The organism is Olleya sp. ITB9 (assembly GCF_001315805.1).
In the GTDB taxonomy this organism is placed as follows: Bacteria; Bacteroidota; Bacteroidia; order Flavobacteriales; family Flavobacteriaceae; genus Olleya; species Olleya sediminilitoris.
The window spans coordinates 199,252-223,494 of sequence record NZ_BCBW01000018.1 but is presented as its reverse complement, the minus strand read 5'-3'; the positions used below and the strand labels follow the sequence as shown (position 1 = coordinate 223,494).

General features: G+C 30.6%; 23 protein-coding genes. 15 read left to right on the top strand and 8 right to left on the bottom strand.

Features of this window, described 5'->3' with window-relative positions; translation table 11 throughout:
- Positions 1 to 49 precede the first annotated feature (49 nt).
- Positions 50 to 568 (bottom strand): hypothetical protein, encoded by a 519-nt coding sequence (locus tag ITB9_RS05030; protein WP_028291172.1) that lies wholly within the window; start codon positions 566 to 568, stop codon positions 50 to 52.
- A gap of 232 nt (positions 569 to 800) precedes the next feature.
- On the opposite strand from ITB9_RS05030, the gene ITB9_RS05025 reads away from it, so the two are divergent.
- The 9 genes from ITB9_RS05025 to ITB9_RS04985 all read left to right on the top strand — a co-directional run bounded on the left by ITB9_RS05025 (position 801) and on the right by ITB9_RS04985 (position 9,526).
- The gene (locus ITB9_RS05025) at positions 801 to 1,601 is read left to right on the top strand and encodes a prolipoprotein diacylglyceryl transferase (RefSeq protein WP_054851389.1); all 801 of its coding nucleotides are present in this window, start codon (positions 801 to 803) and stop codon (positions 1,599 to 1,601) included.
- Between the two features lie 4 nt (positions 1,602 to 1,605).
- On the top strand, positions 1,606 to 2,061 hold the full coding sequence (locus tag ITB9_RS05020) for a hypothetical protein (protein WP_036600411.1): 456 nt from the start codon (positions 1,606 to 1,608) through the stop codon (positions 2,059 to 2,061).
- A 10-nt stretch (positions 2,062 to 2,071) separates the two neighbouring features.
- The gene (locus tag ITB9_RS05015; RefSeq protein WP_028606415.1) at positions 2,072 to 2,725 is read left to right on the top strand and encodes a hypothetical protein; all 654 of its coding nucleotides are present in this window, start codon (positions 2,072 to 2,074) and stop codon (positions 2,723 to 2,725) included.
- A gap of 5 nt (positions 2,726 to 2,730) precedes the next feature.
- Positions 2,731 to 3,180, top strand: coding sequence for a hypothetical protein (locus ITB9_RS05010; protein WP_028291169.1), 450 nt, complete (start codon positions 2,731 to 2,733; stop codon positions 3,178 to 3,180).
- Between the two features lie 52 nt (positions 3,181 to 3,232).
- Positions 3,233 to 3,490 carry a hypothetical protein gene (locus ITB9_RS05005; protein WP_054851388.1) on the top strand — a complete coding sequence of 86 codons (258 nt, stop codon included), beginning with the start codon at positions 3,233 to 3,235 and terminating at the stop codon, positions 3,488 to 3,490.
- On the top strand, positions 3,491 to 4,048 hold the full coding sequence (locus tag ITB9_RS05000) for a hypothetical protein (RefSeq protein ID WP_028606413.1): 558 nt from the start codon (positions 3,491 to 3,493) through the stop codon (positions 4,046 to 4,048). It abuts the gene before it with no gap.
- Positions 4,049 to 4,091: 43 nt separating this feature from the next.
- Complete coding sequence (locus ITB9_RS04995) at positions 4,092 to 6,944, top strand: histidine kinase (RefSeq protein WP_148638372.1); 2,853 nt, start codon at positions 4,092 to 4,094, stop codon at positions 6,942 to 6,944.
- Positions 6,944 to 7,684, top strand: coding sequence for a LytTR family DNA-binding domain-containing protein (locus ITB9_RS04990; protein ID WP_028606412.1), 741 nt, complete (start codon positions 6,944 to 6,946; stop codon positions 7,682 to 7,684). The genes ITB9_RS04995 and ITB9_RS04990 overlap by 1 nt, the downstream gene beginning before the upstream one ends.
- An 84-nt stretch (positions 7,685 to 7,768) precedes the next feature.
- The gene (locus ITB9_RS04985; RefSeq protein WP_054851386.1) at positions 7,769 to 9,526 is read left to right on the top strand and encodes a carboxypeptidase regulatory-like domain-containing protein; all 1,758 of its coding nucleotides are present in this window, start codon (positions 7,769 to 7,771) and stop codon (positions 9,524 to 9,526) included.
- A 65-nt stretch (positions 9,527 to 9,591) separates the two neighbouring features.
- Here the strand turns inward: ITB9_RS04985 and ITB9_RS04980 are convergent, their stop codons facing one another.
- Positions 9,592 to 11,145, bottom strand: coding sequence for an FMN-binding glutamate synthase family protein (locus ITB9_RS04980; RefSeq protein WP_054851385.1), 1,554 nt, complete (start codon positions 11,143 to 11,145; stop codon positions 9,592 to 9,594).
- Between the two features lie 179 nt (positions 11,146 to 11,324).
- Between ITB9_RS04980 and ITB9_RS04975 the strand changes: the two genes are divergently transcribed.
- The 3 genes from ITB9_RS04975 to ITB9_RS04965 all read left to right on the top strand — a co-directional run bounded on the left by ITB9_RS04975 (position 11,325) and on the right by ITB9_RS04965 (position 15,953).
- Positions 11,325 to 12,896 (top strand): hypothetical protein, encoded by a 1,572-nt coding sequence (locus ITB9_RS04975; protein ID WP_054851384.1) that lies wholly within the window; start codon positions 11,325 to 11,327, stop codon positions 12,894 to 12,896.
- Between the two features lie 79 nt (positions 12,897 to 12,975).
- Positions 12,976 to 15,315, top strand: coding sequence for an ATP-dependent helicase (locus ITB9_RS04970; RefSeq protein WP_028606408.1), 2,340 nt, complete (start codon positions 12,976 to 12,978; stop codon positions 15,313 to 15,315).
- Positions 15,316 to 15,332: 17 nt separating this feature from the next.
- Complete coding sequence (locus tag ITB9_RS04965) at positions 15,333 to 15,953, top strand: L-threonylcarbamoyladenylate synthase (RefSeq protein WP_054851383.1); 621 nt, start codon at positions 15,333 to 15,335, stop codon at positions 15,951 to 15,953.
- A 75-nt stretch (positions 15,954 to 16,028) separates the two neighbouring features.
- Here ITB9_RS04965 and ITB9_RS04960 read toward each other — a convergent pair whose 3' ends face one another.
- The 3 genes from ITB9_RS04960 to ITB9_RS04950 form a co-directional block, all read right to left on the bottom strand.
- The gene (locus ITB9_RS04960; protein ID WP_028291160.1) at positions 16,029 to 16,886 is read right to left on the bottom strand and encodes an OmpA family protein; all 858 of its coding nucleotides are present in this window, start codon (positions 16,884 to 16,886) and stop codon (positions 16,029 to 16,031) included.
- Positions 16,887 to 16,979: 93 nt separating this feature from the next.
- Complete coding sequence (locus ITB9_RS04955; protein ID WP_054851382.1) at positions 16,980 to 17,966, bottom strand: glycosyltransferase family 2 protein; 987 nt, start codon at positions 17,964 to 17,966, stop codon at positions 16,980 to 16,982.
- Positions 17,963 to 18,409, bottom strand: a complete 447-nt coding sequence (locus tag ITB9_RS04950; protein ID WP_028291158.1) for a type I restriction enzyme HsdR N-terminal domain-containing protein — start codon at positions 18,407 to 18,409, stop codon at positions 17,963 to 17,965. The genes ITB9_RS04955 and ITB9_RS04950 overlap by 4 nt, the downstream gene beginning before the upstream one ends.
- Positions 18,410 to 18,435: 26 nt before the next feature.
- On the opposite strand from ITB9_RS04950, the gene holA reads away from it, so the two are divergent.
- From holA to ITB9_RS04935, 3 genes are all read left to right on the top strand, one after another.
- Positions 18,436 to 19,440, top strand: coding sequence for a DNA polymerase III subunit delta (holA, locus tag ITB9_RS04945; protein WP_054851381.1), 1,005 nt, complete (start codon positions 18,436 to 18,438; stop codon positions 19,438 to 19,440).
- Positions 19,441 to 19,476: 36 nt separating this feature from the next.
- Positions 19,477 to 19,842: a hypothetical protein gene (locus tag ITB9_RS04940; RefSeq protein ID WP_054851380.1), complete on the top strand. Its 366-nt coding sequence runs from the start codon at positions 19,477 to 19,479 to the stop codon at positions 19,840 to 19,842.
- 165 nt (positions 19,843 to 20,007) lie between these two features.
- Complete coding sequence (locus tag ITB9_RS04935; protein WP_054851379.1) at positions 20,008 to 20,568, top strand: type 1 glutamine amidotransferase domain-containing protein; 561 nt, start codon at positions 20,008 to 20,010, stop codon at positions 20,566 to 20,568.
- Between the two features lie 54 nt (positions 20,569 to 20,622).
- Here the strand turns inward: ITB9_RS04935 and ITB9_RS04930 are convergent, their stop codons facing one another.
- The 3 genes from ITB9_RS04930 to ITB9_RS04920 are packed head-to-tail and all read right to left on the bottom strand — an operon-like array spanning position 20,623 to position 24,159.
- On the bottom strand, positions 20,623 to 21,093 hold the full coding sequence (locus ITB9_RS04930) for a hypothetical protein (protein WP_054851378.1): 471 nt from the start codon (positions 21,091 to 21,093) through the stop codon (positions 20,623 to 20,625).
- Between the two features lie 42 nt (positions 21,094 to 21,135).
- Entirely contained in the window at positions 21,136 to 21,399 is a 264-nt protein-coding gene (locus tag ITB9_RS04925) for a DUF202 domain-containing protein (protein WP_028291153.1), read from the bottom strand.
- A gap of 6 nt (positions 21,400 to 21,405) precedes the next feature.
- Positions 21,406 to 24,159: a T9SS type B sorting domain-containing protein gene (locus ITB9_RS04920; protein ID WP_054851377.1), complete on the bottom strand. Its 2,754-nt coding sequence runs from the start codon at positions 24,157 to 24,159 to the stop codon at positions 21,406 to 21,408.
- Between the last annotated feature and the right edge of the window lie 84 nt (positions 24,160 to 24,243).

Sequence of the window (24,243 nt, the reverse complement as noted above, 5' to 3'; positions counted from 1 at the left end):
GAATAAGAATAACTACAATAACATATACATAAGTTTTTTTATAATATTATTACCAGATTTCTCCGACTTCTTTTTTTATGTAATGTAAACCAGCATTACTTGGTGCAGGTTTGTCAAGCATTTCGTTTAAAATAGCTTCTCTTAATTTTGAAGCAGAATCTATTTTATCACTCATTCCAGCTTTTCTTATTAATTGTATTGTTGCACTTTTAGAGGCATTTACAATAGTCCAGCAGTCGTTGCTTAAATATATTTGTTGTGATAGGTTGTGTTCAAATTCTTGCTCGATATTTTTAATAAGTAAATCTTCGTAACCTTGCTTGTCTGATGATATTGGAGCAACACGTAATAATAACTTGTTTGGAGAAATACGCTCTAAAAATAAAGCTATTCTTTCATAGGCTTGTAAGCGTATTGGTAATGACTCTTTACTTAATTCTTTAGTAATAGCGTATTTACGACGTTGTTCTTCGTTTTGCATGTGTTCTCTAAAAAAAAGATATGCAATTGCTCCTGTTACTAAAGCAGGTAATGTATACATTAAGAGGTTTAATAATTGTTCTTCCATGGTGTGATTAGTTTATATAACAAACTTAATGTGTTTTAAATTATTGTACAAGAAAACAGATAATTGAATCAACCTAGTTTTTAATAGATTGAAATCAACAGATTAAGTAATGTGAGTATTTTCTGTTGTTTTTGTAAGTTACTTTTGGATTGCTATTAATCTATAATTAAAACCGACAATAATGTTATAGTAAAATAAATTATTGTCGGTTTTTTTTACAACCTCAAACATTATGTTTCCAGAGTTATTTAAATTTTCAATCCCAGATTTTTTATCCAGCTTTATAGGTGCTAAGCAAATAACCATTTATAGTTACGCTACTTTAATTGCCTTAGGGACTTTGATTGCTGCTTTGTATACAAAATGGAGTGCTAAAAGGGAGTTAGGTATAACTAATTTACCAAATACGTTTTTCTATTTAATATTTATTGCTGGATTTGTTGGAGGTAAGCTGTTTTTTTACCTACAAGATCCAATGTTGTACATAAATAAACCTGATTTAATTTTAAGTAGTTTTAATGGTGGATATGTTTTTTATGGTTCTTTTATTATGATAATTCCGGTTATAATCTGGTACCTTAAAAAGTATAAAATTCCAGTATTGCCAATGTTAGATATATTGGCAGTTACAACGGTAATTGTACATGCAATAGGTAGGTTGGGTTGTTTTGCTGCTGGTTGTTGTTTTGGTGCTCCAACTGATAGTCATCTAGGAATGGTTTTTCCTACTACACATAATACAGCTGTGCATCCAACACAATTATATGAAGTATTGGTTTTGATGTCCATACTTTTAATTCTTCTTTATGTAAAAAACAGACAACAATTTAAAGGTCAAATATTTTTAATCTACTTAATGCTGTATGGTTTTGGTAGAGGTATATTAGAGTTGTTTAGAGGTGATGAAAGAGGCTATGTTATTGATGGAGTCTTATCTCACTCGCAATGTATAGGACTGTTTTTTATAGGTTTAGCAGGTTATTTTTATTTCAAATTTCATAAAAAAAGTAATACTAATTTAATTAAAGTTTAATACAATGAAAAAGAAAATTTTTAACACAATATCTCCAATAACATTATTGGTAGTCGCTTTGTTTTTAATAGGATCTGGTTGCCCTGCAGATGATGGTGTTCAAGATGAACCAGAAACATCAGCATGTGATTATGAAGGTTATGACGGTTTAGATACCACAAACAATACTACGACCTTAATACCTGAAGCAGAATTAACTACAGATTTTTTCAATACTTCTTCAAATGGTCCAGAAGTAGAAATTTATGAAACCAGTGATCCTGGTAACTTTTGGTTTGTAACCACAGTTGTAACGCTTAATGCTACTGGGACAGGTCAATTAAGTATTAATGGTAATATTCAAACTGTAAATGTAACGTGTTTAGCAACAGGTAATGCTGTTGGACAAGGCATGCAATTTATAGTAACAGCTTCTGGTCTTGATGCCGAGTTTTGTGTAGTAATAGACGAATTTCATTAATAAACCTCAAATGAAAACAATTTTTAAAACAGCATTCTTAATCGTATTAATCACTACTTTTTTTAGTTGTGATAATAATGACGATGCTCAAACCGATACAATAAATCCAACAGATGGATTTACACACAATAACATGTTTTTTGAAACTGCAAACGCCTATTTTGAAATTGATGAAGAAGACGATAATGCAGATGGTATGCCTGATAACTACAGCTTCTTTTTTACCAATGGACGTATGTTTGATAACGATGCTAACGTAAACGGATCTTCAGGAGACTTTTTATTGTCTTTAAATACCACTAATTGGGTGTTTTTAAATGTAGAGGTGTCAGACAATCCAAGTTTAGCTAATAATTCACCTTTACCTGGTAATACTTACATTGTTTCAAGTATTAATGATTCTGTAATTATAGAAAACGGTCAAATAGATCCATTAACACCAGCTTATATTCAAAACAACATTCAATTTGGAGAAGGTAATGAAAATGTCGGTATATTTAATTGGCCAGGTACACAAGGACCAACAATTACTATTAATGCTATTAATATTGATAATACTAATCCTACAGATAGTACAATTAATGCAGATTATACTTTTATGAATCAAAATGGTGATATCATTACAGGACATTATGAAGGAACCTTTGGAGTAATTTTAGACTAAAACAAATGAAAAATATATTTAAAATGTTAATGTTGTTTTGTGTGTGTATTGCATGTAATAATGATGACGATGTTAATAACGATGCAACCAACCAGACTCAATGTAATTATCAAGGATTTTCATATTTAGATGCCTCAAATAACGATCAGACTTTAATTGCAGAAGCCGAATTAAATACTCAGTTTTTTCCAAATGCAAGCAATGGACCTTATGGAGCTCCAGGAATAGAAATAGTGTCTAACACAAGTACACCATCCTTATTTTTTGTAACCAATGTTATTGCCTTAAACCAAACCGGAACAGGGTATTTAACTTTAGATAATGGTCAAGAACAAACAGTAACAGTGACTTGTCAACGTGCAGGAACAGCAGTTGGAGATGAAATAAGGTTAGATGTGGTTTATGGGAATATTGAAGTTGAATTTTGTGTCATTATTGATGAAGTCGTTTTATAAATTTGAAAATGAAAATATACCCTAATTATATAGTTTTTGCCTTGGTTTATTATTGTTTAATTGCAAAGACAATACAGTAAAAACTGAAACGACAGCCCAAACAACACAGTTAACAGAAGCTGAAAAAACAGAAATAGTAACCTACTATTTAATTAATGACAGAAAATTATCTGAAAACGATTTTCATGAGATTATTTTTTTGAATGATTTTGTAGATGGAGTCAAAGTGATTTTTTATGAAGGAAAAGATGCTTTTTTTGGATTTAAATTTTCAGAAGCATTAGAATATTATAACTCAAATAATAAATAAATGAAAACAATTATAAAAGTAATACTGCTATTAACAATCAGTATTACAGTTTTTAACTGTAGTGACGATGATGATGGATCTACAACGACAGGAAATACTAACGAGTATTTTAAATATACTATAGATGGCGTAGAGCGTATTTTTGATTATCAGGTTGAAGGACATCTAGAAACTGATACGTCTACTATAATTGATAGATTTGAAATTAATGCATCTGGACAACAGCCTAGTGGAGATTTAAGACGCGTAGGTATTAATTTTTCGTTTGATAGCTCTGGCGCATTCATGCCAAACACGGTTTATAATTGGGGAGTTGCATTAGATAACACACCAACCGAAAAGTTTTATTTTGGTGAAACCACTTCGACAAATTTGTTTTTATTGTCTTCAGATTTTAATGCACACCCAATTATAGCAACCGTGACATCAGTAATTCCAAATGCGGTAGGTGATTATTTAGAGTTTACTTTTGTTGGTAGTTATACAGACGATAATAATGTTTCGCACAGTATTTCAGGAGAATGCAGAGTTCAAAGAGATGCAAATCAAGATTTTTAAATTTTAATTCTATTACATTTGTATAGCAACTAAAATCATACTATTGAATTACAAAAAACTCCATATCACAATATATTTCGTTTTGATATGGAGTTTTTCGTTTGCACAACAGTTTCTTAATTATAGTACTAAAGACGGTTTGCCAAGTAATCATGTATATACTATAGTGCAAGATGCTAAAGGTTTTATGTGGTTTTTAACAGATAAAGGTATGGCAAGGTATAATGGTAAAACATTTAAAACCTTTACTACAAAAAATGGGTTGCCTATTAATGATGTTTGGGATGCCTTGCCAACACCAGATGGAAAAGTTTGGTATTTATCAAAAACACCTAAATTAGGATATATTCAAAATGATACAGTCATTTCATTTTCTAATCAAGCTAAAAATCAAATAATAAACCCTATTTACTCTTCTCAAGTAGGAGATTCTGTTTACCCAACAGAGCCTCATAAAATATTTTCATTACAAAATAATAAATGGGTCGCTTTATTAAATTCAACATATAAAACTCAGTCTAACGAGAGGATTACTATAAAACATGGCTTGGTTTCAAGTATAGTACTTAACAGGTCTGGACAATTAAAGCTGTACAATAAACAAGAGCAGAAGATAAATACAATTACAACAACAGGTATTTATGGTACAACAGGAACAAGGGGACAACTAAATGATAGTTTGTTTTTTTGGACAAACCAAAAAAGTTATTTCATTTTAAATTTAAACACCCATCATTTAAAACATGTGGATTTAAAACAAGCTATAGGTTTAAATACAGTAGATAATCTTAGGGTTAATGTTGTGGATAATCAAGTTCAGGTTTCTGGTAGTGGATTTGTCGCAAAATTAAATCAAGATTTAGAGATTGTTGATCCATATTTTTTTCCTAAAAATATAGACGCTCATTTTGGTTTTATAGACAAGCTAAATACAATATGGTTAGCTACATTTAATAACGGTATTTATAAATTACCTTACGTAAAACAAAAGGCTAAATACCATTTACTTAACCATAAAATTCAAAGTTTTAATTGTATTGATTCAAGCTTAATAGTAGGTGTCTATCAAAAAGGATTTTATAAGTTTAAGGATGGTATATTTCAGGAATTAATAAGTGATAACGACTATGTTTATGGAGCAAGTCATTTAAAATTAAATAATATTAATTTTTATGCCTTTAGAAATACTTTAATTAAAGAAAAAAAGGGTAAGAAAACAATTGTAAAAGTTGATGACTTACAATCCAATGATTTATTAGCAAATGAAGTAGGACGTAAATTTGTTTGTCATAATCATAAAATTTATAGTAATTTTTCTTTTGGTATTAACAGGATAAATGCAAGTTCTTTAAAAATAGAAAAAGAGTTTAAACAACGTGGAGTAAACGATTTGATTAGCTTTAAAAACCGCTTGCTAATAGCTACAAATAATGGCTTAAAGGAAGTCGTTAATGATACTTTAAAACCTGTAATATTCAGTAATATTGTATTTGATAAGCCTATTTTAAACATCAAATTAGTAGATAATAATAAGTTGCTGATTAATACAGATGGGTTTGGTGCCTATCTATCGGATTTAAAAATCATACAACCTTTAGCGTTAACCGATTATTTAATTGTTGAAGACGCTTTTATAGCGGATAATATAATATGGTTAGCAACAAATACAGGCGTCTTAAAGTTTAAAAAAGTAAAGGATAATTACCAATTTGAAAAACGATTTACAGTTAGTGATGGCTTACCTACAAACCATATTAAAAGGTTATATGTTGATCAAAATAATTTAATTTTGGGAACTAATAACGGAATAGCAATTTTACCAAAAAATCAAAAAAATGTTCCGCAATTATTGGATGTTTATATCGCTAATGCGACTTATAATTCTAAGGCGATTAATCAAAAAAAATCAGCATTTAAATACTCGAAAAATAATAGTATTAATATAACAGTTGATAACATAGATTTTTCTGACAATAATACAAACTTAACCTATCAATTTAAGTTGCAACCATCCCAAAAACAATGGGTGTCCTCTAATACAAATGTATTTAATTTTAATAATTTACAACCAGATGACTATGTGTTTTATGTAAAATCTGGGAGCATTAAAAAGCAACTAAAATTTACAATATTACCATTGTGGTGGCAACTACTTTGGGTTAAAATATTGCTTACTCTTTTGTCAATAGCTATAATAATTTTATCTGTTTGGAAGCTTAGTAAAAAGTCTCAAGAGAAAAAAAATAATAAGTTAATACAAGATAAAAAGTTATCAGAAATACAATTAAAGGCTTTACGCTCTCAAATGAATCCTCATTTTGTGTTTAACTCTTTATCAGCCATACAATATTATATCAATAACAATCAGATTGAAGCATCAGAAGCTTATTTGGTAAAGTTTTCAAAGTTAATTCGTCAGTTTTTTGAATTGTCAAAAGAAACAGATATTAGTCTGAAGGAAGAAGTCGGATTAATTACTAATTATCTAGATATTGAGAAATTGAGATTCAAAGATAAGTTTGATTATCAAATCAATATATCTGAAACTATTAAAGTAAATCAAGTTAATTTGCCAACAATGTTACTTCAGCCAATAGTTGAAAACGCAATAAATCATGGTATATTTAATAAGGTTGAAAAAGGGAAAGTGATCATTAATATTAACGAAGCTAAAAATCATGCTATTAAAATTGAAATTATAGACGATGGTGTAGGCTTTGTTAATACTATAAAAAAGACAAATCGTAAAATAAAATCTTCAAATGTATTACATGATAGATTACGATTTTTAAATAAAAGTGGTCAATGGAATGTAACTTATTCGGTTAAAGCATTACATCCAAATCATGAAGACAAAGGTAACGTGTCTACTTTTTTAATATCAAAAAACAACTAATGGATACAGTAAACGCTATTTTAATTGATGACGAAATCTCAAACCTTAAAGGGTTAGAGCAAAAACTAGGTAAATTATTTCCAGAAGTTGTTATTCAAAATACATTTCAACAACCAGAAGAAGCGATTACAGCGTTAAAAAATAACCAACCTGATTTAGTGTTTTTAGATATAGAAATGCCAAGATTAAACGGATTTGAAGTGTTATCTCAATTAAAAGACATTAATTTTCAGGTCATATTTGTAACTGCTTACAGTGAGTACGCAATTGAAGCTTTTAAGCAAAACGCTATTGACTACGTATTAAAGCCAATAGATAATGATGATCTTAAAATAGCGGTTAATAAAGCTTTAGATGTTATAAAAACCAAATCTGATCTAGCTAATAAGCATAAATTAGTTAATCTATTAACTCAAACTATTTCTAATAGCAATAAAATTATTGTTCCAACTGCAAAAGGCATGTCTTTTATACCTCAGGCAGAGGTAATGCATTTAGAAGGTTATGATGGGTATACTAAAATTCATTTATCAACAAAAAAAACAATTATAAGTAGTTACAATTTAGGGCGTTTTGAAAAACTGTTATGTAATAAGTTTTTCAAATGTCATAAATCTCACATAATTAATCTTGAAAAAGTTAGACATTTTGAAAATGAAGGTTATTTAATTCTTGAGGATAACCAACGGATTCCTATATCTAGAGCTAATAAAAAGGCTTTTTTAGAATTATTTAAATAATTTTTAAAAAATAGGGTAACAAAATTTAGTCATAGTGTATATAAGGTTGAATTAATAATAAATCAATAATTAAAACAATACATTATGAAAACTTTAAACCAACATTTTAAATTTATGCTTAGTACAATACTTGTGCTAAGTCTATTATTTACGTCTTGTAATCCAAACGAGTCTGTTGATATGCCAGAGACTCCAGAAAACAACCCAACCTCAAGTCAATTAGATTTAGGCTCTAATATCCAAAGAGATTTTATGGGACGCATAGTGGATCAATCCTCAATACCATTAGATAATGTTTCTATTACAATAGGAAATAAAACAGCAACAACTGATAATAACGGAATGTTTAAAATATCTGATGTTCAAGTCAAGCAACGACAAGCCTTTATTTTAGCTGAAAAACCAGGTTTTTTAAACGGAATGCGATCTGTAGTGCCTACACAAGGTACAAACATGATTAACATTATGATGATTACTGAAAACTTAGCAGGTACAGTAACTTCAGGTGTAACTAGTGAAGTTAGTTTACCAAACGGAACAAAAGTAGGTTTTGACGGAAGTTTTAAAGATCAAAACGGAAATGCTTATTCTGGAAATGTAGATGTGTATATGTATCACTTAGATCCAGCAAATCCAGATAATAATATATTAATGCCAGGAAGTTTACAAGCAGTAAATCAAGATGGTGATGAGCGTGTGTTAGAATCTTACGGTATGTTAAATGTTGAATTAAAAGGGGATTCTGGTCAAAAATTAAATATTGCAGATGGACATATAGCAACTATTGAAATGCCAATGGATCCAGCTCAATCTGGTGTTGCGCCTTCAGTAATTCCATTATGGCATTTTGATGAGGTAAATGGATATTGGGTTGAAGATGGAGAAGCAACTTTAGTTTCAGGTAAGTATATTGGGGAAGTTTCACATTTTTCTTGGTGGAATTGTGATGCGCAATTTCCAACAGTTGATTTATGTATGACAGTTGTTGATGCTTCTAACATACCATTATCCAATGTTAAAGTAGAATTATGGAGAAGTGGTCAAACGTATCCTAGAATTGGTTTTTCTAACGGAAATGGAGAAATATGTGGGCTTATTCCAGCAAATGAAACGTTGACTCTAAAAGCAATTGATCAATGTGGAATTGAAGTGTATAATACAACCATTGGACCATTTAATTCAGATACTAATTATGGAGATGTTGTAATGTCTTCTGTTAACTATTCTGCTGTAACAGGAAACTTAGTAGATTGTTCAAGTCAACCTGTAACAAATGGATATGTAACAGTACATTATGGTCAAGAATACGCTTCAGTAGAAGTTGTAAATGGTAGTTTTACTTTAAATATGATAGAATGTGCTTCAATTACAGAATTTACTTTAGAAGGTGTTAATTATGATACATTTCAAACGACTACACCTTTACCATTTAATTTTACTACTCCAAATGTCGGAAATATAATAGCTTGTGATACAGTTACAGAATATATATCAGTACAAATTGATAATGATCCAGTAGATTATTACTTGTTAAATTTAACAGCGCAAGAAGGCGATAATGGGACGTCTATGTATATAAGTACGCAAAACTCAACAGGTAGTTTTGTTGTATATGGTAACACGACAACACTAGGTACATATACTAGTTCTGGGTCACAAGCATTTTATGTTGAAACTGGAATAAATATGGATTTTGGACAGCCCAATACATTACAGTTTACATTAAGTAATTATGGAGCAGTTAATGATTATATTGATATGAATATATCAGGTACATTTACAGATAATGATGGTGTTTTAAGAAACCTTTCAGCATCAATACATGTATTAAGAGATATGTAATATTAGTATTTAATTTTATAAAAAAAAGAGGTTTCAAATATTTGGAACCTCTTTTTTTTATAACTCTATTTCACACCACCTAAATGGTTACAATCTTTTAAACTTTGTATGCCTTCAAAAGGGACATGTGTTTTATGGTATTGGTAAGTGTTACTTAATTCTTTAGATAAGTTGTGGTCATCAACATTAACTTCAATATCATTCATTGTAAATTGACAAGGATGTTCATAACCAGCAGCATGAGTGATTTCTAAAAATTCCTTTTTAAAAGACTTAAAATATTGTGCTAATCGTTCAGATTTTAATGGGACATCAATACCACGTTGTAACCATTTACTTTGTGTAGCAACACCACTTGGGCAAGTGTTGTTATGACAGACTTGTGCCTGGATACAACCAATACTCATCATAGCTTCTCTAGCAACATTTATACAATCTGCTCCCATTGCAAAAGCCATAGCTGCTTTAGCAGGAAAGCCTAATTTACCACTTCCTATAAAAACAATACGCTCGCTTAATCCTTTACTCTGAAACAATTTGTATAAATCACCAAAACCATATACCCAAGGTAAAGAGACATGGTCAGCAAAACTTGGAGGAGCAGCACCTGTACCACCTTCACCACCATCAACAGTGATAAAATCTGGACCTTTACCAGTCGCTTTCATAATGTCTGCAAGTTCTTCCCATTGTTCTAATTTACCAATAGCAGCTTTAATCCCAACAGGTAAGCCAGTAGCATTTGCAATACGTTCAATAAAATCTACTAGTTCTGGCACATTGCTAAACGCTTTGTGGTTAGGAGGAGATAGGACGTCTTTACCAACTTCAACACCTCTTATTTTTGCTATTTGAGGTGTTATTTTTGCACCTGGTAACACACCACCTTTTCCTGGTTTTGCACCTTGAGATAATTTTACTTCAATAGCTCTTACAAAAGGATTGTCTTCCACTAATTTTATCATTTTTTCCATAGAAAATCCTCCATCCTCAGCACGTACTCCAAAGTAACCTGTACCAAAATGAAATACAACATCTCCACCATTACTGTGATAAGGAGACAATCCACCTTCACCAGTGTTGTGGTAAGCATCTGCTATTTTTACTCCTTTGTTTAAAGATTCTACTGCTTTCGCAGAAAGCGAGCCAAAACTCATGGCAGACACATTAATAACAGAAGCAGGTCTGTAGGGTTTACGACGTTTATTATATTCACCCATAACTTTAGCACAAGGTAAAAAGCTTTTGTCTTTAGCATGTGGATGATGGTCTTCAACCTTGTAAGGCATCATGGCATTATTAATAAAAATGTGTTGATGCGCAAAAATATCTCTATCAGTTCCAAAACCTTCGTAATTGTTTTCTTTTTTAGCAGAAGCATAAATCCAACCACGTTCAATTCTATTAAACGGTAATTCTTCTCTGTTGTTTGCAACTAAATATTGTCTTAATTCAGGACCAATTTTTTCTAGCATATATCTAAAATGTCCAACAACAGGAAAGTTATGACTTATAGTATGTTTTTTCTGTAAAATGTCTCTAATAGCAATTATTACTAAAGCAATCACAATCCAAAGCCACCAAGATATTGATGACAAAACGTTTAAAATAGTCTCCATATATTTATGTAAAGGTTTTTCTCAAAAATAAGCAATCTGTGTAATAACAGTAACTATTTAATTTATTAATAACGGTTTTAAATAAAAAAGGGAAGTGGTCTAAATTCTGCTTTTAGCTATTAATGTTAAGATATTTTTAAAAAGTTGTCCTTGACAATCTAAGGGTTATCTTTATAAGTATGGAACAGAAAAAGAAAAAACGCATCGTTATCATATCAATAATTTTAACATTGATTGTGTTATTGTTTTTTATTACTAAAGCAATCATTAAAAATAAATTAGAACAATACCTTTCCAATTTACCAGAACAAATAGAGTTAAAATATGAAGACCTTTCAATTGGATTATTATCAGGAGATGTTGTTTTAGATGGGTTTAAAGTTAATCTAAAAGGGCAAACGACTGGTCAATCTAATGGATTTGTACAGTCCAAAAAAATGTCTTTAAAGGGATTTAGTTATTGGGATTACATGGTAAATAAAACGATAAATGTTTCAAGTATTATTGCTAATCAACCTGAAGTAACATACTATTATAATCCGTTAGCTAGTACATCTAAAGGTAGCCAAGCTATGTTTGATGATATTAAACAAAAGGTTACTGTAGATGATTTTAAAATAAAAAACGCAAAAATTGAGGTCTTCGATTTAGAAAAAGATTCAGTATTACTAAAAACTAAAAACCTTAATTTTAGTCTATCAGATTTTATATTTAATGGAAAGCAGACAAGTAATACCAAAACCCCTTTTCAATTTAAAAATGTAGCATTAAAAATTAATGATTTAGAGTATCAGGTTAACAATTTTGAAACACTTTCTTTTAATGAATTAATATTTGACACTAACACAACAGCGATTTCAGATTTAAAACTGAAAACAAAACTCTCAAAAGAAAATTTATCCAATCAACTGCAAACCGAACGTGATCATTTTGATTTACATATACCTAAGATAAAAATAGAAAATCAAGATTTTGATTTTAAAGGCGCAAAGTTGCTAGCATTTTCTAGTAAAAACATGACAGTATCAGACTTAAACCTAACCATTTTTAGAGATAAATTAGTAGCAGATGACTTAACTAACAAAGCTATGTACAGTAAAATGTTAAGGGATTTGGATATTCAGTTGGACTTAAAAGCAATTCAAATTATTAATGGATCTATAACCTACCAAGAAAAAGTTAAAAAAGACACACAAGCAGGTACTTTAGATTTTAAAAATTTTAATGCAAAATTGACAAATGTTAGCAATACTTATCATGATAGTCAAACAACAATAAATATAGATTGCATTTTCATGGAAAACACTCCGTTGCAAGTCAACTGGTCCTTTAATGTTAATAATTTACAAGACCATTTTACATTTAAAGCAGATATAGGTAATCTTAAAGCGGAAGCTTTGAACCAATTTATGACACCTAACTTAAATTTAAAATTAGAAGGAGATCTAAAACAAACATTGTTTACAATTGATGGTAATGCAGTTACATCAAATGTAGATTTAAAAACAAAATATAATCAATTTGATATTATAATTTTAAAAGAGAATGGAAACGAAAAAAATAAACTCTTATCTGGTATTATAAACCTTTTTGTGTCTAAAGACAGTAAGGGTCAGAGTGATAACTTCAGGAAGAGTGACACTAAGCAAGTTACAAGAGATAACACAAAATCCGTTTTTAACTTTATTTGGAAAAATACACAATCAGGCTTAATCTCTGCTATGGCAGGAGATGGTACAAAAGAAAACTAATTGTTTATAATTATTAATAAATACAAGGTGTTAAAACGGTTACATTACTTATTTTTGTAACCTTTAAAAAACAAGCCATTTGGAAAAGTATCTAAGTCAGTTAAACGAAGCACAATACGCGCCTACAGTTCAAAAAGATGGACCTATGATTATTATCGCAGGTGCAGGTTCTGGTAAAACACGTGTGCTTACCTATAGGATTGCCTATTTAATGAATCAGGGTGTGGATTCTTTTAATATTTTAGCATTAACCTTTACCAATAAGGCAGCTAAAGAAATGAAAGGAAGGATTGCCGAAATAGTTGGTGCTAGCGAAGCTAAAAACCTTTGGATGGGAACCTTTCACTCCGTTTTTGCTAAAATCCTTCGTTTTGAAGGACACCATTTAGGTTACCCAAGTAATTTCACTATTTATGATACCCAAGATTCTCAAAAATTAATGGGATCTATTATAAGAGAAATGGGCTTGGATAAAGACTTGTATAAAACAAAACAAGTATACAGCAGGATTTCATCTTACAAAAACAGCTTGATAACCGTTAAGGCATATTTTAGTAATCCAGAGCTTATGGAAGCAGACGTTATGGCTAGACGTCCAAAAATGGGTGAAATTTATAAAACTTATGTGGATCGCTGTTTTAAAGCAGGAGCAATGGATTTTGACGATTTACTGTTACGTACTAATGAGCTGTTAACACGTTTTCCTCAAGTTTTAGCACAATATCAAGATAAGTTTAGATACATTTTGGTGGATGAGTACCAAGATACCAACCACAGTCAATATTTAATTGTACGTGCTTTAGCAGACCGTTTTCAAAACATATGTGTAGTAGGTGATGATGCGCAAAGTATTTATGCCTTTAGAGGTGCAAATATTAGTAACATCCTTAATTTTCAGAAGGATTATGACGATGTAAAAATGTATCGTTTAGAGCAAAATTACCGTTCAACAAAAAATATAGTTGGTGCAGCCAACTCAGTAATAGAGCATAACCAAACTAAACTTGAAAAAGTAGTTTGGACAGCCAATGACGAGGGACCAAAAGTGCAAGTACATCGTAGTTTAACAGATGGTGATGAAGGACGTTTTGTAGCCAGTACCATTTGGGAAACTAAAATGAATGATCACGTACCTAATAGTGACTTTGCTATTTTGTATCGTACCAATTCACAATCTCGTGCAATGGAGGACGCGTTAAGAAAACGTGATATTCCGTATCGTATTTATGGAGGTACATCGTTTTACCAACGTAAAGAAATTAAAGACGTTATCGCTTACTTGCGTTTAATACTTAATTCTTCTGATGAAGAAGCTTTAAAACGTGTTATAAATTATCCAGCTCGTGGTATTGGACAAACTACAATAGATAGATTGATTGTAGCAGCTAATAGCTCTGGTAAAACCATTTATAGCCTTTTAAAAGATATTGATAGCGTAGATATTAATATTAATAACGGAACCAAAAACAAATTAAAAGATTTTGTAACGCTTATTGAGAGTTACCAAGTAATGAATCAAACCGCTAATGCTTTTGATTTAGCAGAGCACGTTACCAAAACTAGTGGTTTAATTAAAGAATTTAATAAAGACGGAACACCAGAAGGTATTTTAAGACTTGAAAACGTTGAAGAACTTTTAAATGGTATTAAAGATTTTGTTGAAGGACAGCTAGAAATAGCAGACTCTAACGACAATTTAGCCGAATTCCTAGAAGATGTAGCATTAGCAACAGATTTAGATGGAGATAAAGGAGATCCTGACCACGTCGCATTAATGACCATTCACTCTTCTAAAGGATTAGAGTTTAGTCATGTATTTGTTGTTGGTTTAGAGGAAGATTTATTTCCTAGTGCTATGAGTATGAATACACGTAGTGAACTAGAAGAAGAACGTCGTTTATTTTATGTAGCACTAACAAGAGCAGAGAAAAAAGCATATTTAACCTATGCATTATCAAGATACCGTTGGGGAAAATTAGTAGATTCTGAACCTAGTCGTTTTATTGAAGAAATTGACGATCAGTTTTTAGATATTATTACTCCAATTGAAGAAAGGCGTATTAATCCAATGTTATCGGCAGATATTTTTGGAGATACACCACCAAACAAAATTAGATTTAAAAAAGCAGTACAACCTAAATTACAAAAGAAAGTGGCCAAAAAGAAAGAACCAGTAAACTTCGAAATCAGTGCACCAAAAAAATTAAAAAAAGCATCAGAGGTGATTCCTCATGAAGATGCTAACTCATTTGGAGGAGAGCTTACTGTAGGGAACAGAGTAAAACACCTAAAGTTTGGGAGAGGTGAAGTATTAAAAATTGAAGGAAAAGGAGGAGATGTAAAAGCCGAAATTGATTTTGAATTTGGAGGTAAAAAGAAACTATTATTACGTTTTGCAAAATTACAGCTTATAGGATAGATTTATACACACATGTTATGGCAGACTTTATCAGAATTTACGAAGAAAACCCAAATCCAAAGGAAATTAAAAAAGTAGTAGACACCTTAAAAAAAGGAGGTCTTATTATTTATCCTACAGATACGGTTTATGGTTTAGGTTGTGATATTACTAATACTAAAGCATTAGAACGTATTGCAAGAATTAAAGGGGTTAAATTAGAGAAGGCTAATTTTTCGTTTATATGTCATGACTTAAGCAACCTTTCAGATTATGTTAAACAAATTGATAGTAGCACTTTTAAAATTTTAAAACGTGCTTTACCTGGACCTTACACATTTATTTTACCAGGTTCTAAAACATTACCAGCAGCTTTTAAAAAGAAAAAAGAAGTCGGTATACGTGTACCTGATAACGCTATCGCATTGGATATAGTTAAAGCATTAGGTAATCCAATTATATCAACGTCTATTAGAGATGAAGATACTATTTTAGAGTATACTACAGATCCTGAGTTAATATTAGAAAAGTGGGACAATCTAGTAGACCTAGTAATCGATGGAGGTTATGGAGATAATCTAGCCTCGACAATTATAGATTTATCAGGTGATGAACCAGAAATTATAAGAGAAGGAAAAGGAAGTTTAGAGATTTTCTAAATTCATTTTATTATTTACATATAAAAAAAGCTCAACCATTTGGTTGAGCTTTTTAAGTTGTATAACGTTATTAAATTATTCTTTTGATAACGCTTTCATTTCAGTTTCAATCATTTCATAAAACTGATCAATTTTTGGTAAGATGTAAATCTTAGTTCTTCTGTTAATAGCTCTGTTTGTAGGAGAGTCATTAGCTACTAATGGTAAGTGATCACCACGTCCAGCTGCAATTAATTGTTGAGGTTTAACACCTAAGTCTTGTAACGCTCTAACAATAGCAGTACTACGTTTAACACTTAAGTCCCAGTTGTCCACTAAAACACCACCTCTGTTGTATGGTACGTTGTCTGTGTGACCTTCAACCATTGCTTCAAAGTTTGGTTTACTGTTAATTACAGTAGCAACCTTAGCTAAAATTTCGTTGGCTCTAGTAGTGATGTTGTAACTACCACTTTTAAATAATAATTTATCTGATAACGAAATAAATACAACGCTTTTTTCAACGTTAATCTCTATATCTTCATCATTTAAACCAACTTCTTTTTTAAGACTAGTTACTAAAGCTAAAGTAACGCTGTCTTTTTTAGTTAAAGCATCTTGTAATCTTGATATTTTTAAATCTTTTTCTTTTAAACTTTCTAAAGATTTTTCAAGATTAGCAGCTCCTTTTGTAGTTAAAACAGTCATGTCTTTACTGCTTTCTATTAAAGCTTGATTGTTAGCTTTCATATCTGCTAAACGTGCTTGAAGCTCTTTTAATCGTGCTGCAGATGCAGCTTCGTCAGCTAAACAAGAGTTTAGTTTTACAGTTGCTGTGTTTAATAAATCCTGTGTTTCTTTTTGTTTTGCTTCTAATGCAGCAAATTCTTTTTTAGATACACAAGAGCTTAATAATAAAAGTGCACTTGCACTTAGTAATAGGATTCTTTTCATAATATTTAAATGATAAATTAAATTTATACAGTATCAAATGTATAAATAATTAAAATGTTAAAATTAGGTTTAACAAAATTTTTACTAAAAGATTTAAAATTGACTAAACTTTTGTTTCTTACTAATAAAGTAAGACCATACAACGGATTTCTGATTAAAATATTTTGCTTTCTGTGTGTTATTTTTTCGCCAGCTTAAAAGTGCACCTAAGTGTTTGTAATAACTAAAATGTGCTTTTAGTATGGCAAAGATATGTTTAGGTTTCCATTCGGTTAAAAATTTTAAGGCAGCAATACCATCTAAAATTAATCTTGTTAAGACTAAAATAAACAAATTACCTTCAGCATTTTTGGTAAGGGTAAATAGACTATTTCTAAAATTTAAATAGGTTTTTTTTGGATGAGATGCATCTAAGGTTGCACCTCCAACGTGATACACTAATGACTCACCTACATACTTAGTTGTGTAGTTTTTATTAAAAGCTCTCCAACACAAATCTATTTCTTCCATATGTGCAAAAAACGATTGATCAAAGCCTTTTAATGCTTCAAACGTTGATTTTCTTATAAAAAAACAAGCTCCTGAAGCCCAAAAAATAGTAGTGTTTGGGTATTGGTTGTGATGGTCTTCAATGGTATTAAAAATTCGACCTCTACAGTATGGATATCCATATTTATCAATAAAACCTCCTGCAGCACCAGCGTATTCAAATTTAGTTTTGTTTTTAAAATCTAAAATTTTAGGTTGGATGATTGCTGTTTCAGATTCGTTTTTAAACGTATTAATAATAGGTGTTAACCAATTAGGAGTAACTTCAATGTCACTATTTAATAAACAATAAATATCTTCTTTAACATGTTTTAAAGCATCATTGTAACCCTTTGCGTAACCACCATTTGTAGTGTTTTGGATTATTTTTATATCAGGAAAATTAGCTTTTACATAAGCTAAAGAGTCATCCGTAGAGGCATTGTCTGCGACATATATAACAGCTTCTTTTGAGTATTTGACTACAGAAGGTAAAAATTGTTCTAACAATTTAATTCCGTTCCAATTTAATATTACAACTGCTATTTTCATTTTGTATATTCTGGGATGTCTTTTAAAAAATGATACTGTTCTGCATCAAAATCCATGTTACAATAATAATGATTAATACCGTTGGTAACCATTAAGTAGGTTGCGTTAAGTACCAAGTTATAACGTGCTATTTGGTCAAAAGTATCTTGTTTAATTATAATTTTTGGTGCTTTACACTCCACAATTAAATGAATGCTTCCGTCTGTATTAAAAACTACAATATCATAGCGTTTTTTTAAATCATTGACTTTAAGCTCTTTTTCTACATTAATTAAAGAGATAGGATATTTTTTTACTTCAATTAAATAATGCACACAGTGTTGTCTAACCCATTCTTCAGGTTGTAGAATCACAAATTTTTTACGAATAACATCAAAAATAGAAACTTTATTTTCGCTATTTTTGAATCGAAACGAATATGTAGGGAAATTTAATTTTTGCACTACACAAAATTGGTGATTTTTTTTTAATGGACGAAGTCAAAAAGCTAGTAACTGATATAAAAAATAAGCAACTAAAACCTATTTATTTATTAATGGGTGAAGAGGCTTATTATATTGATAAAATTTCTGATTTTATTGAAGACACTGTTTTAACAGAGGAGGAGCGTGGCTTTAACCAAATGGTTTTATATGGTCGGGACATTACTGTGGATGACATTGTAAGTAATGCTAAGCGTTTTCCTATGATGGCAGAACGTCAAGTGGTCATTGTTAAAGAAGCTCAAGATTTAGCCAGAACCATCGACCAATTAGCTGGTTATGCTAAAAATCCGCAGCCTACAACTGTTTTGGTTATATGTTATAAGTATAAAAAAGTTGATAAACGAAAAGCGGTTTATAAAGAAATAAAAAAATCTGGATATGTTTATGAAAGCAAAAAGTTGTACGAAAATCAGGTTCCTGATTGGATAAGACGTGTACTTTCACCTAAAGGGTATTCTATTACTCCTAAAGCCTCACAAATGTTAGTTGAGTTTTTAGGGACTGATTTAAGTAAATTAAGTAACGAGTTAGAAAAACTTCAAATAGTTTTACCAAAAGACACACAGATTACTCCAGATCATATCGAGCAGAATATTGGAATAAGTAAAGATTATAACAACTTTGAGTTACGTAAAGCTATTGGTGCAAAAAATACTGCTCAAGCGTTTAAAATAATTAATTATTTTGCCGAAAACCCTAAAGCCAATCCTATGGTGTTAACAGTGTCTTTACTGTTTAGTTTTTTTTCTCAATTGTTACAACTTCACGGAATGACAGATCGTAATCCACGTGCTGTAGCTTCTGCATTACGCGTAAACCCTTATTTTGTAAACGAATATTTAGAAGCAGCAAGACAATATCCAATGCGAAAAGTCAGCCAAGTTATAGCTGTTTTAAGAGAGTTTGATGGTAAAAGTAAAGGTGTAGACAGTAATGCTGTGCCACAAGGTGACTTGTTAAAAGAAATGCTTTTTAAAATCATGAGCTAATTTGGCCTTGTCTTATATAGTAGTAAAATTGATATCATGAAATTAATAACCTATTTTTTAGTCTTAACAATATTAATGTCTTGTAAAACCACTCAAGTTTTACCAGATCCATTAGAAGCAGGTTGGAACGGAAAAAAAGTGTGTGAGGTTTTAAATGAAACTAAAAAACAACGTATTCTAAAATGTACATTTCCACCAAATGTTGGCCACCAAAAACATTTTCATAAACCACATTTTGGATACACTTTAGCAGGAAGTACTTTTAAAATGATAGATCAAAAAGGAGAAAGAGTAGTGCCTGTACCAACAGGAGTTTCTTGGTCTAAAGATGTGTTGACTGAGCATGAAGTGCTAAACGTAGGAGATAGTACTGCTGTTTTTTTAATTATAGAACCTAAATAGTTAAATCTTTTAACGTATCGCTAGTACTTTTAACACTACCATTATAAGTGTTAACATTTCCTATTAAATCCAAGTTAAACAGCGTGTTAGATTCTTGTATGATCAATGTTTGTAGTAATTTAGATGTGAATCGAATTATTAACAACAAAAACCAAAAAAAAGAAAATGGAAAACTTAGAGAGAAAGAAAGTTGCAATTTTAGCAACAAATGGATTTGAAGAAAGTGAATTAAAAGAACCAATGAATGCTTTAAAAGAAGCAGGAGCAGACGTACATATTGTCTCTGAACAATCAGGGAAAATTAAATCCTGGAACGACGGAAACTGGAGTACAGAATATGACGTTGATAAAACCATAGACCAAGTATCACAAAGTGATTATAATGCATTAGTATTACCTGGAGGAGTCATTAATCCAGATATTTTAAGACGAAACGATGACGCTATTAGACTAATCAAGTCATTTTTTGAAAATAAAAAACCAGTAGCAGCAATTTGTCATGCACCTTGGTTATTAGCAGAAGCAGGAGTGTTACAAGGACGTAAAGTAACATCGTTTAACTCTATTAAAAGAGACTTAGTAAATGCTGGAGCCATGTGGGAAAATAGTGAAGTTGTTGTAGATGAAGGTTTAGTTACTAGTCGTAATCCAAATGATTTGCCAGCCTTTAATAAAAAATTAATTGAAGAAGTTTATGAAGGTAAGCACGAAATGCAAACTGCATAGATTTTTTGATTTTTCATAATAAAAAAAGCCAACTTTGGCTTTTTTTTGTAATAATTACATGTCTTCTAACTCAGAAGTATAATCGTATTGTAAGTCTTCATGAAGCGCTAAAACTTTTTTAGTGATGGCTTCAATATTTCTATCATAAATATTGGTCAAGGTAGTGTTTCTAGATATGGAAGGTTTCATTGCTTTAAGCTTCTTACAAAAATAGAGTAGTAGCTCAACTTCAGTTTCTTTATTAAGCGAGTATCTGATATATTTTTTTGTGTTTCTTAAAATTTTTCGAACACTTTTTTTTATGTAAAAAAAGCTGTCTGTATTAATCAATTCAAACTGTTCATCAATTTCAGCTTTAACAGTATTTATATAACCAGCTTCGCTATCTGCTTCAAATAACAAATAAGTTAATAGTTCTTTGTTTTCTTTTTTAAACCTAGATAGTCTTAGGCAAAGTTGTGCTAATTCTTCGTTAGATTTATGTTTTAATTCCTTACGTATTGTAACTACAGATACTGCTTTCATTTATGTTATTATTTTTTCCGCTTGACGGAATCAATATCAAATTTAAACTTTATAATGTTTTTTGATCGTGCGTTTTACTGTAAATAATCTTAGGATTCCGATTAGCAATATTACAGGAGCAATACCAATAAGAATTATTCCATAGGTTTTTAAGTCTGCTAGAAGATCTAATTTTAAAATGGTTATTCCTGTTCCTAAAATAACTAAAAAAGTTCTGAAATAAGCTAAAAAAGTACGTTCGTTAGCAAGTTTAGTTCGCTCTATAGCTAGCCAGTCTCTTGTGGTAAGATTTGAATTGTTACTCATTAATTATTAAAGTCTTAATGTAAAATGACCACTGTAAATAGTGCCATCTGGTAACTGTAATTTGTACCAATAATCATTTTGAGGCATGGTTTTGTTATTGTACGTTCCATCCCACCCATTTGATTCCGTTGGATTGAAATTAGCAATTTTCTTGCCATACCTGTCGTAAATATATAGATTTAAGTTAGGGTATTCATCCTCATTAATACCAATAATATTCCAAAATTCATGATGGTTATCGTTATTTGGAGTGAAATATTTAGGAAAACCAATAACTTTTATGGTTTGAGATGTTATCTCGCAAAGGTTGATATCTCTTACGTAGACAGTGTGATTACCTGGAGATAAATTGGTAAAAATATTTGATGATTGATAATTGTTATTGTCTAAAGCAAATTCAAAATTTTCATGAGAATTGCTTAATACAATAGTAGCGGAGTAATTATCTACCGTAACGGATTGAATTTGTGGTGATGGTGTTTGCAGTACTTCAATTTGTATGGTTTTACCACAATCTAAATTTGGATCTGTAATAGTTAAATTATAGGTTCCTGGGTTACTAACTTGAAAGGATTCAGTATTCATTCCATTCTCCCATGAATAATTGTAATTCTGTATTTGAATTGAGTTTAAACCTGAATTAATTGTAATCGGAAATTCGTTTTGACAAATTTGGTAATACTGATTTTCAATATAGGGAAACGGATTAACCATCAAGTCTAATTGTCCATATCCAAAACAGACATTGTCATTTTCAATTGCTATATATATGGTTCTGTTATCGGAGTTGTATAAAGTTGTCAAACTGTTGCTCCCAATAGCAGCTTCAGCTTCGGATAAATAAAAATTTACAGAAACTTGACCTGTTAACGTTAAACTATTTATAATTTGTTGTCGGATAGTTTCTAAATTAAAATCGGCATGACCTGTATAATTTAAATCACACGCATTTAATTGATATTCACCTAAATTTATAGCTTGTGTTGTTTTTAATTTTACATAAGCAATATTGAAGCAAGATGTATTTGGACTTGTTATTTTTGCTACAATAATTTCATCATTATATTGATTTAAATAATAATCCGGATTAATTGAATTAGTATTATCGATGTCATTTTGTGCTAATTCTAATGTGTGATAATAATAAACACTGAAGTTTTGTGTTGGATCTATGACTAGGTAGTCATTGGCATTACTTAAATTAAATACAGTGATACCATCTGATGGATTGTCATCCCAAGAATCACATTCTATAAGGTCATAGGTAGTTTGAATGACTTCTGGAGGTGATACAATTTTAACTTGTTTATATAATGGTTGATAATCAACACCGTTGATAGACATGTTTAGAGTAACAGTATAATTTCCTGCATTTGCATAGGTATGATAGGCTTCTACATCTGTTGAAGTTGTTCCATCACCAAAATCCCATAAAACACTATCATAGGGATCTTCAGAAGTTATATAAAAATATGTGTTATCATTTAAGCAAATATTTTCGTAATTAAAGGAGTATTTGAATATAGATTGAATAAAAGGAGGTAAACCTATTTCTGTATCTCTACCTTCTAGATAAAATGTATTATGTGTGTAGTTACAACTAGAACTTAATTGATTTGGATTATTAATTACAGATAGATAAGCTTTAGAACCTAATAATACATATCCAGCACGATAAATTTTTCCATCAATAGCTAATTGTAAAGCACCTGCAACATTAGATGAGGTGTTGATATTGGTTTTAGAGCCCATTATGTTATTAGCTTCAGTGTTAAATTGAAAAAGACTACTATTAATAAATGTATCTTCACTATCAAAGTTTGATGTGGTAACGTATAGGAGTTTAGAGTCTGGAGAAAATTCGACACCATAAGGATAGGTATCTTCTAATATGGTTTTTTCATTACTAACCAATCCAGTAGTATTATCAAAATCATACAATAATACTTTTCCAGAAGATTTAGTACCTTCATCAACAGACCCAGATGTCGTAGAGCTATGCGCTATAGCGATTTGTTTACCATCAGGGGATACTTTAAGGTAACCTATTGCAGTAATATTAGCGCCATCGTTATTGAACCTTGGAAAAATATTTTGAGGAACCGTTGATGTTTCAGGTGTTTCAATAACACCAGATGATGTAACTTTAAAAGCGTGAAATTTATTTATAAATTGAGTAATTACCCAAATGTCTATACCATTACTATGGGTTACAGCAGTTAGTTTTTCTGAGTTTTTATATTCATTTTGTACAGCGTCATTACTATTGTATGTAACTAAATGAATATTCTTGTTTTCAACAATAAGATCCCCTAAGCCATTATCTAATTGCATATTGACTTCAGAATAATTAAGCCCTTCAATAGGATCATTAGGTGATAAAAAATAGTTAGGTTTATCTGTTGTGAAAATATAATAAGAATCGTTAGATCCAGGTTTGGGTATTATGATTGCAGATTCGGTACTAGAACTATCTCCTTTTAAATCTGTACCATTAGGCATGATATCATGGTTTCTGTTCCAAACGGTTTTTCCATCAGTGTAAAACAGTAATTCTCCGTTAGCGTTAGATATTGTCGCACAACCTTCCTTTGTAATTAGTGCTCCATCTGTTAATGCAACAGGTTGACCTGAATTAAAACTAACACCTGCAAAATTTCCAAAATACCAGTTGGCAGACTCACTTTGGGCAAATAAGCTACAATTATAAATTAGTAATATTACTAGAAGTCCTTTTGAAATTGATGAATAGCGTTTCATGTAATTAAAAAGTTAAACCTAAAGATATAAAAAAAGCCCATCTAATTATTTAGATGAGCTTAATATTATTTTAAATTAACTTAT